General features: G+C 68.0%; 12 protein-coding genes, 1 tRNA gene and 1 pseudogene. 9 read left to right on the top strand and 5 right to left on the bottom strand.

Going from position 1 to position 13938, the window contains the following annotated elements:
- Positions 1-69: 69 nt before the first annotated feature.
- Together bagA and bagB are read left to right on the top strand one after the other, a co-directional pair.
- On the top strand, positions 70-1047 hold the full coding sequence (gene bagA / locus ACZ7NC_RS06445; RefSeq protein ID WP_471485444.1) for an ATPase BagA: 978 nt from the start codon (positions 70-72) through the stop codon (positions 1045-1047).
- Between the two features lie 52 nt (positions 1048-1099).
- The gene (gene bagB, locus ACZ7NC_RS06450) at positions 1100-2548 is read left to right on the top strand and encodes an ATPase BagB (protein WP_471485446.1); all 1449 of its coding nucleotides are present in this window, start codon (positions 1100-1102) and stop codon (positions 2546-2548) included.
- Between the two features lie 76 nt (positions 2549-2624).
- Here the strand turns inward: bagB and wblA are convergent, their stop codons facing one another.
- Complete coding sequence (gene wblA, locus ACZ7NC_RS06455; RefSeq protein WP_471485448.1) at positions 2625-2963, bottom strand: transcriptional regulator WblA; 339 nt, start codon at positions 2961-2963, stop codon at positions 2625-2627.
- Between the two features lie 577 nt (positions 2964-3540).
- Here wblA and ACZ7NC_RS06460 point away from each other — a divergent pair.
- The gene (locus ACZ7NC_RS06460) at positions 3541-5832 is read left to right on the top strand and encodes a transglycosylase domain-containing protein (protein WP_471485449.1); all 2292 of its coding nucleotides are present in this window, start codon (positions 3541-3543) and stop codon (positions 5830-5832) included.
- Between the two features lie 141 nt (positions 5833-5973).
- Here ACZ7NC_RS06460 and ACZ7NC_RS06465 read toward each other — a convergent pair whose 3' ends face one another.
- A complete protein-coding gene (locus ACZ7NC_RS06465) occupies positions 5974-6438 on the bottom strand; it encodes a GatB/YqeY domain-containing protein (RefSeq protein WP_471485451.1) in 465 nt (154 codons plus the stop codon).
- Between the two features lie 115 nt (positions 6439-6553).
- Between ACZ7NC_RS06465 and ACZ7NC_RS06470 the strand changes: the two genes are divergently transcribed.
- From ACZ7NC_RS06470 to ACZ7NC_RS06490, 5 genes are all read left to right on the top strand, one after another.
- A complete protein-coding gene (locus tag ACZ7NC_RS06470; protein WP_471485453.1) occupies positions 6554-7480 on the top strand; it encodes a metallophosphoesterase in 927 nt (308 codons plus the stop codon).
- A gap of 158 nt (positions 7481-7638) precedes the next feature.
- Entirely contained in the window at positions 7639-8448 is an 810-nt protein-coding gene (locus ACZ7NC_RS06475) for a Pr6Pr family membrane protein (protein ID WP_471485455.1), read from the top strand.
- Between the two features lie 33 nt (positions 8449-8481).
- Positions 8482-8555: transfer RNA gene (locus ACZ7NC_RS06480), tRNA-Pro, on the top strand.
- Between the two features lie 730 nt (positions 8556-9285).
- Positions 9286-9603: a hypothetical protein gene (locus ACZ7NC_RS06485; protein WP_471485457.1), complete on the top strand. Its 318-nt coding sequence runs from the start codon at positions 9286-9288 to the stop codon at positions 9601-9603.
- Between the two features lie 71 nt (positions 9604-9674).
- The gene (locus ACZ7NC_RS06490) at positions 9675-9995 is read left to right on the top strand and encodes a hypothetical protein (protein WP_471485459.1); all 321 of its coding nucleotides are present in this window, start codon (positions 9675-9677) and stop codon (positions 9993-9995) included.
- Positions 9996-10639: 644 nt separating this feature from the next.
- On the opposite strand, the gene ACZ7NC_RS06495 is transcribed toward ACZ7NC_RS06490, so the two are convergent.
- The 3 genes and pseudogenes from ACZ7NC_RS06495 to ACZ7NC_RS06505 form a co-directional block, all read right to left on the bottom strand.
- A complete protein-coding gene (locus ACZ7NC_RS06495; RefSeq protein ID WP_471485460.1) occupies positions 10640-11779 on the bottom strand; it encodes an acyltransferase family protein in 1140 nt (379 codons plus the stop codon).
- 52 nt (positions 11780-11831) lie between these two features.
- The gene (locus ACZ7NC_RS06500) at positions 11832-13217 is read right to left on the bottom strand and encodes an LCP family protein (RefSeq protein WP_471485461.1); all 1386 of its coding nucleotides are present in this window, start codon (positions 13215-13217) and stop codon (positions 11832-11834) included.
- Between the two features lie 121 nt (positions 13218-13338).
- Positions 13339-13584 (bottom strand): annotated as a pseudogene (locus ACZ7NC_RS06505) (BlaI/MecI/CopY family transcriptional regulator); the annotation flags it as partial.
- 134 nt (positions 13585-13718) lie between these two features.
- Here ACZ7NC_RS06505 and ACZ7NC_RS06510 point away from each other — a divergent pair.
- The coding region (locus tag ACZ7NC_RS06510) for a twin-arginine translocase TatA/TatE family subunit (protein WP_471485462.1) at positions 13719-13938 on the top strand (220 nt) is incomplete at its 3' end.

Raw genomic sequence — 13938 nt, forward strand, 5'->3', positions numbered from 1 at the left:
GGCCGATCACCGACAGGTTGTCCACAGGCTGCCGCGTGGCCGGCGCACCGACTGGTTAGGCTCGAAGACGTGAGCAGGCTCCATATCGTCAGCGGCAAGGGCGGGACCGGAAAGACCACGGTCGCCGCCGCGCTCGCGCTCGCCCTCGCCACGGAGGGGAAGCGGACGCTTCTCGTCGAGGTCGAGGGCAGGCAGGGCATCGCGCAGCTCTTCGAGACAGAGGCGCTGCCTTATGAGGAGCGGAAGATCGCCGTCGCTCCTGGGGGAGGGGAGGTGTATGCCCTGGCCATAGACCCCGAACTGGCCCTTCTGGACTACCTCCAGATGTTCTACAAGATGGGCGGCGCGGGCCGGGCTCTGAAGAAGCTCGGCGCCATCGACTTCGCCACCACCATCGCGCCGGGCCTCAGAGACGTACTCCTCACCGGGAAAGCCTGTGAGGCCGTGCGGCGCAAGGACAAGGCCGGGCGGTTCGTATACGACTGTGTGGTCATGGACGCGCCACCCACCGGACGCATCACCCGCTTCCTGAACGTCAACGACGAGGTGGCGGGGCTCGCCAGGATCGGGCCGATACACAATCAGGCGCAGGCCGTGATGCGGGTGCTGAAGTCGGCGGAGACGGCCGTGCATCTGGTGACGCTGCTGGAGGAGATGCCCGTCCAGGAGACCGCGGACGGGATCGCCGAGCTGAGAGCGGCGCGGCTGCCGGTGGGGCGGATCATCGTGAACATGGTGCGACCCGAGGTGTTGGACGCGACCGATCTGGAACTCGTACGGAGCGTCCCGCGCGCGGCCGTCGCCAAGTCGCTGTCCTCGGCCGGGCTCGGCGGGGCGCGGCGCGGTGGGAACGCCGAGCGGTTGGTGGACCCGCTGCTGGTGCAGGCCGACGAGTACGCCGAGCGGCACGCGCTGGAGCACGAGCAGCGTGCGGTCCTGAGCGAGTTGGAGCTGCCGGTGCACGAACTGCCGCTGCTCGCCGAGGGCATGGACCTGGCCGGCCTGTACGCACTCGCTCGCCAACTGCGGGAACAGAGCCTGTCATGAGTCCGTTCACAAGTCGGGAGCCGTACGCGGTACGTCGGAAGCAGGGGATGTCATGAGTCGTCCGGAACCGGGCGCGGCACAGGACGCCGCCCGCCAGCCCCACGCCCTGTCCCCCGCGCGCGTGCTCGACCTCGACCCACTGCTCGACGATCCCAAGACCCGCATCGTGGTGTGCTGCGGCTCGGGCGGCGTCGGCAAGACCACGACCGCCGCGGCGCTGGGGCTGCGGGCCGCCGAGCGTGGCCGCAAGGTGGTCGTGCTCACCATCGACCCGGCGCGCCGGCTGGCCCAGTCGATGGGCATCGACTCGCTGGACAACACCCCGCGCCGGGTGAAGGGCGTCGAGGGCGACGGCGAGCTGCACGCGATGATGCTCGACATGAAGCGCACCTTCGACGAGATCGTCGAGGCGCACGCGGACCCCGAGCGGGCCGCCGCGATCCTGGGCAACCCCTTCTACCAGTCGCTCTCGGCGGGCTTCGCGGGCACGCAGGAGTACATGGCGATGGAGAAGCTGGGCCAGCTGCGGGCGAAGGACGAGTGGGACCTCATCGTCGTCGACACCCCGCCGTCCCGGTCCGCGCTGGACTTCCTGGACGCGCCCAAGCGGCTCGGGTCCTTCCTCGACGGCAAGCTGATCCGCGTTCTGCTGGCCCCGGCGAAGGTCGGCGGGCGCGCGGGGATGAAGTTTCTGAACGTCGGCATGTCGATGATGACGGGAGCGCTGGGCAAGCTGCTCGGCGGGCAGTTGCTGAAGGACGTACAGACATTCGTGGCCGCGATGGACTCGATGTTCGGCGGGTTCCGTACGCGCGCGGACGCGACGTACAAGCTGCTTCAGGCGCCCGGGACGGCGTTCCTGGTGGTGGCCGCGCCGGAGCGGGACGCGCTGCGGGAGGCCGCGTACTTCGTGGAGCGGCTGGCCGCGGAGGACATGCCGCTGGCGGGTCTGGTACTCAACCGGGTCCACGGCAGCGACGCCGGCCGGCTGTCGGCCGAGCGGGCGCTCGCCGCCGCGGAAAATCTTGAAGAGCCTCGCATTGTGGATCAGGAGGGCGGGAAAGCTGGACTTCGTAACTCCCCCGACACGTACGGCAGTTCAGAATCGGCCGCTTCCGAGGCACCGGCTCCCGACGCAGGCTCCCCCGCCGCCACGGACCTGGAGCGAACCTCAGCCACGGACGACCCACAGCCCGTCGAGCCACAGTCCGTCGGCTCGCAGCCCCTCGACCCACAGTCCGTCGGCTCGCCGGCCGAAGTTCCGCATGTGGAGCGGTCCGTCGACCAGCTCACCGCAGGCCTGCTGAAGCTGCATGCCGAGCGTATGCAGCTTCTCTTCCGCGAGCAGCGCACACGTGACCGCTTCACCGCGCTCCACCCCGAGGTGGCCGTGGCCGAAGTGGCCGCGCTGCCCGGCGATGTGCACGACCTGACGGGGCTGCGGGACATCGGAAACCGACTCGCGGCCCATCGGCCGGAGCTGCCCGAGACGAGCGTCTGACGCCTGACCGCAGCTGCCTGGGACGAGCGCCTGAGGAGAGCCCCGGGCGCACACACGCAGCGAGCCCGCGGTGCCCTCAGCCCACCGCCGCGAAGCTCTCGTACACCTCGTCGTCGTCGAGCGGAAGCAGGCCAGCCCCGCGTTCGTACTCCGTGCGCGCTGTCTCCAGCAGCCGGCGCCACGAGGTGACCGTGGGCCGCCTGCGTAGCAGCGCACGGCGCTCGCGCTCCGTCATTCCTCCCCACACACCGAACTCCACGCGGTTGTCGAGCGCGTCCGCCAGGCACTCCGTACGCACCGGACATCCGGTGCACACCGCCTTGGCCCTGTTCTGCGCTGCACCTTGAACGAACAGTTCATCCGGATCGGTAGTGCGGCAGGCCGCCTGCGCACTCCAGTCGACTACCCAGCCCATACCGGCGCCGTCCTCTCCCGAATCGAGGCTCCCCCACGGCGGCAGCGGCATATTCACCGCCGCCAGTTGAGGACGTTACGGAAGGTGGGCACAGCGCAACACCCCCTTCGGGCCCAATCTTGAATGGCCCGAACGGACTATGCGTAAGCGGCAGATCACCCGGGGGAGTGAGCCTGCGACATGCGTGACTTTTCCGGCAATCCAGGACAGTTCTATTGGGTCACAACGGACGCCAGATGACACACAAGGCGGATTCGGACACGCCCCCACCAAAAAAGTGGGCTACCGCCAGAACGATTCGGGGTCGCCGGACGTATTGATACGTGGCCGCGCTGCTGTGACAGTTGAGAGCAGCTTAGGCCAACGCCTGCGCGCCTGTCCGGCGAATGGGCCGCATCGGGCTGCGGGCTGCATCGGGTTGCATCCATCAGCGAGTGCCGCCCACGGGCAGACGCCGGCTGAGTCGCACCGTGGCCCAGGGACCCCGCCCCCGCCCATGGCCTGTCTCACATCGCCGTGCCGGGCTCACACACGATCGGCCCTCGGTTCGCTCATCTCTACGGTTTAGGCTGCCCTCATGCCAAAGAACCGCTCGGGCGGTGGTCTGTCGCCGACCCAGCAGGCCGCCAAGTTCCTCGGTGTCAGTGTGCTCGCGGGAGCCGTGCTGGCCGGTATCGCGCTGCCCGCCGTAGGCGCGCTGGGACTCGCGGCCAAGGGGTCCGTCGAGAGCTTCGACGAGCTCCCGACCAACCTCAAGACACCGCCGCTGAGTCAGCGCACCACGATCCTGGACTCCAAGGGCGGCACGATCGCCACGGTCTACTCACGCGACCGTACGGTGGTGGACCTCAAGGACATCTCGCCGTACATACAGAAGGCGATCGTCGCGATCGAGGACGCCCGCTTCTACCAGCACGGCGCGGTCGACCTCAAGGGCGTCCTGCGCGCCCTCAACCGCAACGCCCAGAGCGGCGGTGTGAGCGAGGGCGCGTCCACGCTCACCCAGCAGTACGTGAAGAACGTCTTCGTCGAGGAGGCCGGCGACGACCCGACGAAGGTCGCGCAGGCCACCCAGCAGACCCTCGGCCGCAAGATCAAGGAGCTGAAGTACGCGATCCAGGTCGAGGAGGAGCTCGGCAAGAAGAAGATCCTCGAGAACTACCTGAACATCACGTTCTTCGGCCAGCAGGCGTACGGCGTCGAGGCCGCCGCCCAGCGCTACTTCTCCAAGTCCGCCAAGGACCTCAAGCTCCAAGAGGCCGCGCTGCTCGCCGGCATCGTCCAGTCGCCCAGCCGCTACGACCCCATCAACGACGAGGCCGAGGCCACCAAGCGGCGCAACATCGTCCTGCAGCGCATGGCCGACCTCGGCGACGTCCCCCAGGGCGAGGCCGACAAGGCCAAGGAGACGCCGCTGGGCCTGAAGGTCAGCAAGCCCAAGAACGGCTGCATCACCGCGGTCAAGGGCGCCAGCTTCTTCTGCAAGTACGTCGAGAAGGTCTTCCTCGGCGACCCGGTCTTCGGCAAGAACCGCGAGGCCCGCGCCAAGATCTGGAACCAGGGCGGCCTGACGATCACGACGACCCTGGACCCGCAGGCCCAGAAGTCGGTCCAGGCCTCGCTCAAGGACCACGTCTACCAGGACGACAAGGTCGCCGCCGCGGCCACCCTCGTCGAGCCCGGCACCGGCAAGATCCTCGGCATGGGCCAGTCGAAGCCGTTCGGCTACGGCAAGAACGAGACCGAGATCAACTACTCGGTCGACTCGGCGTACGGCGGCTCCAACTACGGCTTCCCGACCGGTTCGACGTTCAAGCCGTTCGTCGCGGCGGCCGCGCTCGAGGAGGGGCGGCCGCCGACGCAGGAGTACCCGTCGCCGTACGAGATGGAGTACCCGAGCCCGGTCCAGACGTGCGACAGCACGCCGTGGACCAATCTGAACGGCGAGAAGCTGGAGAACGAGAGCGAGTCGGAGCACGGCCCCTACCGCCTGAAGAAGGCGATGGAGCTGTCGGTCAACACCTACTTCGTGCAGATGATCGCCGACATCGGCCTGTGCCCGGTGGTCAACATGACCGACAAGCTGCAGGTCCGCCAGGGCAACGGCGACAAGCTCCCCGAGCGCCCCGCCATCGCCCTCGGCTCGGTCGGCCTCTCCCCGCTGACGATGGCGAGCGCGTACGCCGCCTTCGCCTCCCGCGGCATGTACTGCACGCCGATCGTCTTCGAGTCGATCTCGCAGAAGGTCGGCGGCCGGCAGAAGTCCCTGGAGGTGCCGAAGTCGACATGCTCGCGAGCGATGTCCGAGCAGACCGCGGACACCATCAACAGCCTTCTGCAGGGCGTGGTCGACTCCGGTACGGGTAAGGAAGCCGGTCTCACCGACCGCGACAGCGCCGGCAAGACGGGTACGACGGACGAGCGCCGCAACGCCTGGTTCGTCGGCTACACGCCGAACCTCTCGGGCGCGGTCTGGGTCGGCAGCGCCACCCAGAAGGTCAAGATGCGCAACATCTACATCGGCGGCGTCTACAACGACCTGGTCTACGGCGGCCGAGTGCCTGGCCCGATCTGGCGGGACGCCATGATCGGCGCCCTCGAGGGCAAGCCCGTCGACGAGTTCAACACCATCCACATCCCGGACGAGGACCGCGACCGGGGCCGGGGTGACGACAACGGCGACGACGACGGGAACAACGGCGACGACAACCTCATCGGCGGCCTGATCGGCGGCGGAAACAACGGTGGGGGCAACGGCGGCGCCGACGGGGGCGCGGACGGCGGTACGGCCCCGTCGCCGTCGTTCTCGATCCCCGAGGGCTGGTGGCAGGGACAGACGAACGGGAACGGGAACGGGGGCCGCGACTAGGCGGTGACCCGGCCGGGCCGAGGGCTCGTGGGACAACGACGGCCCCTATCCCTTCGTACGAGATCTCTTCGTACGAGGGAGTAGGGGCCGTTGCGCTGTGGGGCCGTGGGGCGTGGGGCCGTGGGGCGTGGGGAGGTGGGGTCAGCCCGCGAGCAGCTTCTTCACCGCCGCGGCCACCCGGCCACCCTCGGCCTGCCCCGCGACCTTCGGGTTCACGATCTTCATGACGGCACCCATGGCACGCGGCCCCTCGGCGCCTGCCGCCTTGGCCTCCTGCACGGCCTGGGCGACGATCTCGTTCAGCTCGTCGTCGCTGAGCTGCTTCGGCAGGTACGTGGCAAGCACCTCGCCCTCCGCCTTCTCCCGCTCGGCCTGCTCGGCGCGACCACCCTGCGCGAAGGCCTCGGCCGCCTCACGGCGCTTCTTCGCCTCGCGGGTGATCACCTTCTGCACCTCGTCGTCGGAGAGCTCGCGCTTCTCCTTGCCCGCGACCTCCTCCTTGGTGATCGCGGCGAGCGTCAGCCGGAGCGTCGAGGAGCGGAGCTCGTCGCGCCCCTTGATCGCGGCGTTGAGGTCTTCCTGAAGCTTCGACTTGAGCGTGGTCATGGGGTTGATTGTCGCAGGTGCGGGGCCGGGAACGCCCGTTGATTTCAAGGGGCGTGCGTGGAGGGGCGAAGGACTGCCGCCATGGGACGCTCGCCCGGTCTGACACGATGGTCGTATGCGCGCGCGATACGGAGTACCCCTGGGAATCACGGCGGTTGGCGCCGCCGGTCTGCTGTACTCGGCGGGTTTCGAGGCCCGTTCCTTCCGCCTGCGACGGGTGACGATCCCCGTCCTGCCGGCCGGTATGCGGCCGCTGCGGGTGCTCCAGGTCTCCGACATCCACATGGTCGGCGGCCAGCGCAAGAAGCAGCGCTGGCTGCGCTCACTGGCCGGCCTGCGCCCCGACTTCGTGATCAACACGGGCGACAACCTGTCGGACCCCGAGGGCGTGCCGGAGGTGCTGGACGCGCTGGGCCCGCTGATGGAGTTCCCCGGCGCGTACGTCTTCGGCTCGAACGACTACTACGGCCCGAAGCTACGCAATCCCGCCCGCTACCTGCTGGAGAAGACCCAGGGCCGCCACGGCCTGAACGGCAATCCGCCGGCCGTCGGCGCGATCCACAACCCCTGGGAGAACCTGCGCGACGGCTTCGACGCCGCGGGCTGGCTCAACCTGACGAACACCCGCGGGACGCTGAAGGTCGAGGGCGTGGCGGTGGAGCTCACCGGCCTGGACGACCCGCACATCAAGAGGGACCGCTACGAGCAGGTGTCGGGCGGCCCGTCGGGCGCCGCCGACTTCGCGATGGGCGTGGTCCACGCACCGTACCTGCGCGTGCTGGACGCGTACACGGCCGACGGCTACCCCCTGATCCTGGCCGGTCACACCCACGGCGGCCAGCTCTGCATCCCCTTCTACGGCGCCTTGGTCACCAACTGCGACCTGGACACGGACCGGGTGAAGGGCCTGTCGACGCACACGGCGGAGGACCGCACCTCCTACCTGCACGTCTCAGCAGGCTGCGGCACAAACCGCTACACCCCGTTCCGCTTCGCGTGCCCGCCGGAGGCGACGTTGTTGACGTTGGTGGAGCGGGAGTAGCCGACCGGGCGAGACAGTGAACGCCCGCGCACGGAGGCGGCCAGGCTGTGGGGCTACGAGGTTGCTGTGGGGCTAACTGGGAGGCCGTGCCGGGCGGGGCGTAACCCACCCGGCCCACCCATATCGCCCATTTCGCCCACACTGCTTAGCGTGAGGGCATGACCGCCCCGATACCCAGGGACATCCCGGATCTCCCCGCGATACCGGGCATACCCGTCCTGTTCCCCTCCCACGTCCCCGCCACGGCGGTGGTGGCCCCGACACCCCGACGTCTGGCCGCCGTATTCCGCCTGCTGGTGGCCCTGGCGGCGACGGCGGCGGTGACCGTGGAACTGGCCCTCGGCAGCCCCCTTCGCACCCTGAGTCACTTCGCCATCCAGAGCAACGTCCTGCTGGCCGTGGTCTTCGCCCTCTCGGCCCGCCTAGCCTGGACCGCGCGCCGCCCGCTCCCCTCGACCCTGACGGGCGCCACGCTGCTCTACGCCGTGATCACGGGCCTCGTCTACCACCTGCTCCTGGCGAACGAGGGGAGCTCCTTCGCACTGCCGGGCGTCCTCACGGGTACGGCGACCGACCCAACGGGCTGGCACGCGATCACCAACCAGGTCCTGCACACGGCCACCCCCGTCGCCGCCCTGCTGGACTGGCTGCTCCTCACATCCTCCGGCCACCTGCACCTGCGCCAGGCGACGACGTGGCTCCTCTATCCCCTCACCTACCTGGCCTTCACCTTCACCCGAGGCGAACTACTCGCCCCCGGCACGCCGGGCCGCTATCTCTACCCCTTCCTCGACGTCGACCACCACGGCTACAAGAGCGTCCTGGGCAACGCCCTCCTCCTGGGCCTCGCGATCTACGCCCTGGCCATCCTCCTCGTGGCCCTCGACCACGCCCGCCCCAACCCCCTCCGCCACCGCGCCCACCACACCCCGAAAACCGGATTTCGTCTCCAGCCACCGGTGGGCTAAAGTAAACGTCGTCGCCGCGACAAGCAGCGACATCGGGGTGTAGCGCAGCTTGGCAGCGCGCTTCGTTCGGGACGAAGAGGTCGTGGGTTCAAATCCCGCCACCCCGACGCTGGTCAGAGGGCCTGGTGTGTAAGTTGCACCAGGCCCTCTGTCGTGCTCGGGGGCCAAACAGAGTGAGCCAGGGCACCGCGAGCCCCCTTCCCCCCTGCACAGCGTCCGCGATGCTCTGACAGCCCTCGCCGAAGCCTGCCTCGTCACGCGGCTCGCCGCTCCGGGTCACACACGTCGGTTGCGCGCCCCGACCCCAGGTCGGCGATGCCGCATCCAGCCTCTGCCATCGCATGCCGGCACCCAGCGCCTACGAGCTGGCGCACTCAGCCTGCCGAGGATCTCACGAACCGATGATCGCTCACGTCAGCGTTTGCAGCAGCAGCAACGTTCTCAGTGCCGTCTTCTTGGCGCCAGACATCTTCTCATCGGGCGTGAGGTTTCTTGAGGGCGGGAGAGGTATTTCAGTACGCCACATTGCGGACCAGCAACGGGGCGCGCATACCGGTCCGCGTAGCGATTTATGCCAAATGCTCAAGAAAATAATTAGACAGGAGCAACAAAGCAGATCGATTTGAGCGAAAAGGCGATTCTGGCGATGCCAGCGGGGCGGGAGCGCTTCGAATGACCATTCGCCTTAGGCATCCTTCCCTAAATACGTCTATTTCCGTATGCCGATACGCCCTGAACTCCGAGTAAGTTCACCGAATGCCAACCTTTAGTTGCGGAATCTGGAGCATCTAATTCCGGAACGCAAGGGCAAACATTCGCGTCTAGGAGGCGCAAAAGATGGCCGCAGATCTTCTGGTAGAAATCGGCCCATGCGACGATGATGGTTTCCTGTACCTCAACGGGCGCCTGATCGTGCAGGTGGGCTTGGGCACGGTTAAGCGCTTCCAACGCGAAATGCCTGATGGGTCTTACAACTTCCGCTTCGAAGACCGGAACACAGCCGCCTGGGGGTGGAGGGCCAAGCTCATCCTGTCCATCAACGGGGAGACTCTGGCAGACATTAACGAGAGCGGCGGGAGCGGCTTGTTCACGGGAATCGTGTACGAGCAGGAATGGCAGTGTCGGATCGAGAACGGTAAACTCGTCGAGTTCTAGCACCGACAGAATCAAGTCGTCCGGTTTGAGTTCAACAAGGAGCGGTTCACACGATGTGAACCGCCCCTTGCATGTTCGGTGACCAGTGGAGTAATTCAGGCCACGACATCGCCGTCGTCCTGGCCCTCCGCCCCCTTCTCTTCATGTTCTTCGGCGAAGATGTCATCCATGGCTTCGGCGCCCTCCGTGATCACAGGCCGGAGCTGCTTGCCGTAGACCGCCTCGGTTGTCGCCTGGCTGCTGTGACCGACAAGGACCGTCGCGCCTTTGCTGCGCAGATGCGGGAGCAACGCGGTTGGGACCTGACGGTCACCGGCGGCTGGGGTTACCACACGGACGCGAACGGCACCACGTACACGTTCCGTGCCCGCCGCAAGAGCCTCAGTTCCTGAGCCACCACGGCAGCGAATGTGCTTCTGTGAAGCACAGTGTGATCACGACGGCACCACAACAGCTCGGCCCGTTGGGAGAAGTCTGGGAGAAGATCTTCTCCCAGAGCCCCTGGGGGCCCTCCCAAACCAACCGACCCCGACGCTAGGCAGGGCAGGGCATTCATTGGGTGGCTGCGGGGCAGGTCGTGGGGATTTGTTGTGGTTGGTGTCAGGAGGCGCCCAGGGCCACGCATTCCGCTGCGACCCAGCCGTCGCGACCGTTGATTCGGACGGTCTTCCAGTAGTTGGATGTGCCGCCGCATGCCGTGTACCTCTGGCCGACCGCGTCGCCTTCTCCGAGGCTTCCGCAGGGGAGCCGTCCGCCGGCGGCGATCGTGCCCACGACCGAGTATCTGGTTCCGGCTCCGCCTCGGACATTCAAGGTCGCTCCGGAGCGGTTGTGGGCGTAGCAGCTGACCGCGGCCGCTGAGGCCTTGTCTGTGGCGTCGATCGCGGGTGCGGCGCTGACGGGGCCGACCGCGGCGCCTATCACCCCAAGTGCGGACACGGCGACGGCTGCGGCTTTCGGAGACAGACGCATGTCTTCCCATCTTTCATCTGGCTGGAAAGTCTCAGCCAAACCCAACAGCATCATCACAGCAAGATCATTTTTGGCCAGGGCTCCGGGTCGGGGTATTCCAGGCCGTGTGAGCCCGGCGTACAACCAGCCTCGTCGGTCGCTCCAACGTGTCCCGGAGGGACCGACGTACCGCGGGAGCGCACAGTCCCGTCATCACCGCGCCCGCAACCGCCGTGACCACGAGTTCGCCGATTGGCTGACGGGTCCAGGGGGCGTCGTACCAGCCCTGGAATTCGGCCCATTGGGCGACGAACCCATGCAGCAGGTAGCCGTACAGGGTCCCCGCTCCCAACGCTGTGAACCATGTTCGGCGGTGGGGTACCAGGGCGAGGAAGGCTGTGAGCAGGGTGAGGGAGCAGCCGAAGGTGGCCAGGGTCATGATGGGGCCCGACCAGGCGGGGGCCGCGAGGGCTGTCGCGCTGTCGTTGTGGAAGAACCACGCGTAGTTCATCCTCGGGACCGCCCAGTACGCCAGCAGTAGAGCGCTCGTGAAGGCCGGTGCTGCCAGGAGGCGGGCCTCTCGGCGGTTCAGCAGGCGGAGGTGCTCCTGCTTGTGGCACAGGCCCAGTACGAAGTACGGGAGGAACTGGGCGACTCGCTGGAGGTCGAGGTCGTTGCCGATGGACGGGGAGAGGGTCGCCGCGGCGGCGATCGTGAGGGCCACGGGGAGGGGCCATCTCAGCGTCTTCCAGAGCGGGGTCGTCAGGCGCCAGATGAACAGTGCCGCCAGGTACCAGGTCAGGTAGAGGGGGTCGAGGAGGGTGATCGGGCGGTGGGGGTCCTCGCTGGTCCAGCGGGTGAAGTACGTGTATGCCGTCTCGAAGAGGACGTAGGGGAGCAGTAGGCCCGTGAGCAGGCGTCCCAGCTGCCTCGGGGTTGCCTCGAAGCCTCGCGATAAATAGCCCGAGATCACTGCGAACACCGGCATGTGGAAGGCGTATACGAGCATGTACACCGCGGTGATCGGTCTGCTTCCCTCGCGCAGGGGTTCCCAGGCGTGGCCCACCGCCACCAGGACGACCGCCAGGTACTTGGCGTTGTCGAGGAAGGGGTCCCGCCGTACCGGTGTCTGTCTCGCCGCCGCCTCTGCGGACGGCAGGGGGTCCTGCTGTCCTTCCGGTGCGGCAGGGGCGTCGGTTACCGGTGTGGCGCGAGTGGGGAGCATTGCCAGCACCCTAAACACATCGTTGAGCCCTCGCTCAACTCCCCGGCAGTGTTCAGCGGATGCGGCCGGTGTCGAGGTCCTTCCCGATGACCAGGGTGACCACGTCCGCCGCCGCGTCCGACGCCGGTGTGGCCCGGACGCCGGGCAGCCGCGCGGCCAGTGCCTCGGCCTGCTTTTCCAGGCCCGGCGGATAGGTGACCGTCGTGGCGCCGGTGTTCCGGGGGGCGTTGCCCGTGTCGGTGACCTTGATGCCGGACTCGCGCAGCTTCTCGGCGACGGTGCCGGCCAGTCCCTGGACCGCGGTGCCGTTGAGGACCTGGACGTGGACGGAGGAGGCGTACAGGGGGGTTTTCGTATCCGCCTCCAGCCGCTTCTTGTCGACCTCCTTGTCCTTGGCCAACGAGGTGAACAGGTCGGTGGCCTGCGGGTACTGCCAGACGACGTTGGCCGTGTCGGTGGCCACGTCTGCCTCGCGCGGGTAGTTGGGGACCGTGAGGAAGGTCAGGCGGTCGCTCGGGATTCCCTTGAGCTCCGACGCGAGGGAGTACAGCGGCCTGATGCCGGCCAGATCGGGGTCCGTGGTCAGGGACTTGGTGGCGGACTGCAGGAAGCCGTAGAGCGAGTTGGGGCTCGTCAGCTTGGCCTGGGCCTTCTCGGCCAGGGCGTTCATGAATTCCTGCTGCCGCCCGATGCGCCCGATGTCGGAGCCGTCGCCGACGCCGTAGCGGACGCGCACATAGCCGAGCGCCTGCTCGCCGCGGACGGTCTGGCAGCCGGCGTCCATGTCGAGCCGGGCCTTCTTGGAGTGGATGGCCTCCTCGGGGCAGACCTCGATGCCGCCGAGGGCGTCGACCATGCCCTTGAAGCCCTGGAAGTCGACGGACATGAAGTTGTCTATGCGCAGGCCCGTGTTGGCCTCGACCGTCTTGATGGAGCAGGCGGCGGCCCCGGCGACCTCGCCGCCGGAGCCGCCGATCGCGAACGCCTCGTTGATCTTGAAGTGGTGCGGGGCGGAGGTGGCGCCGCCTCCCTTGTCGCAGGCCGGTATCTCGACCCAGGAGTCACGGGGGAACGACACGACCGTGGCCCATTCCCGGTTCGCGGGCACGTGCAGCACCATCAGCGTGTCCGACTGCATGGTGGTCAGGTCCTTGCCGTACTTCGCGTTGGCGCCGTCGCGGCTGTCGGAGCCGACGACGAGGATGTTCTTCGAGCCGGGGCTGAGGTTGGCCGGCCGGTCCCCGCCGATCTTGTCGTCGACGTCGGCGGATCTGATGTTGTCGTCGAGGTCCTGATAGATCCAGGCGCCCACGCCGGCGACACCGAGGACGGCCGCCGAGGCCACCGCCGCACTCCATGCCAGGATCCGTCCCCGCCGGGTCAGCCGGGTCTTCCCCGCCACGGCCGGCGTACGCCGCCGCTTCCCCGTTCCGCTCACCGGTACCTCTCCCCCTGGGCCACGATGGCCCCCTCATGAACAGACGACGAATTCGGTGACTTGAGTTGCCCCGGGGCGGAGGGGTGTTGCCGGGTGCGGCATGGGCGGACCGGTCCGGCGGGTCGCGCAGCAGCCGCTCGTCGTCCGGCCGGAGGCCCCCGTCACGGAGCCGGCCGGCACCGCCCCCGGTCGCTCTCGCCGTCCAGGACCGCCCAGGACCGTCCAGGACCTTGCGCATCCGGTGCGCGGCGAGGCCCGCCCGGTCCGACGCCGGTGTCCAGGCCAAGGACCGGCCGGTCCGTTCCCGGGTCACCGCTCCCTTGCCCGGCAGCCCGGTCAGGATCGTGATCACCGTCGTACCGGAAAGCAGAGGCGGGCCGGCCGGGATCGTCGCGGACTTCGGCCTCGCCGCCCGACCCGGCGCGACCGCATACTGAGGCGCAGCCCCCAGCTCACTCAGATCACCCAGCTCACCCAGCTCACCCAGGAGGACAGACCCACATGTTCGGACTGAGCGAACTCGCGATCATCCTCATCGTCGTCATAGCCGCCCTCTGCGCCAAGAAGCTTCCGCAGCTGGCCCGCTCGGCGGGCAAGTCGGCGCGCATCCTCAAGGCCGAGGCCGGGGCGATGAAGGACGAGGACGACGGGACGAGGCCCCGGGTGATCCAGGGCGAGACGGTCAGGCCGGGAACGGCCGAGGGCGCGCAGCCGCCTGGGC

This window comes from Streptomyces sp. NPDC111802, from assembly GCF_055634335.1.

Coding starts and splice junctions, on each gene's coding strand:
- bagB (WP_471485446.1), top strand. CDS start 1,100: ATGAGTCGTCCGGAACCGGGCGCGGCACAGGACGCCGCCCGCCAGCCC.
- wblA (WP_471485448.1), bottom strand. CDS start 2,963: ATGGGCTGGGTAGTCGACTGGAGTGCGCAGGCGGCCTGCCGCACTACC.
- ACZ7NC_RS06460 (WP_471485449.1), top strand. CDS start 3,541: ATGCCAAAGAACCGCTCGGGCGGTGGTCTGTCGCCGACCCAGCAGGCC.
- ACZ7NC_RS06465 (WP_471485451.1), bottom strand. CDS start 6,438: ATGACCACGCTCAAGTCGAAGCTTCAGGAAGACCTCAACGCCGCGATC.
- ACZ7NC_RS06470 (WP_471485453.1), top strand. CDS start 6,554: ATGCGCGCGCGATACGGAGTACCCCTGGGAATCACGGCGGTTGGCGCC.
- ACZ7NC_RS06475 (WP_471485455.1), top strand. CDS start 7,639: ATGACCGCCCCGATACCCAGGGACATCCCGGATCTCCCCGCGATACCG.
- ACZ7NC_RS06485 (WP_471485457.1), top strand. CDS start 9,286: ATGGCCGCAGATCTTCTGGTAGAAATCGGCCCATGCGACGATGATGGT.
- ACZ7NC_RS06490 (WP_471485459.1), top strand. CDS start 9,675: ATGTTCGGTGACCAGTGGAGTAATTCAGGCCACGACATCGCCGTCGTC.
- ACZ7NC_RS06495 (WP_471485460.1), bottom strand. CDS start 11,779: ATGCTCCCCACTCGCGCCACACCGGTAACCGACGCCCCTGCCGCACCG.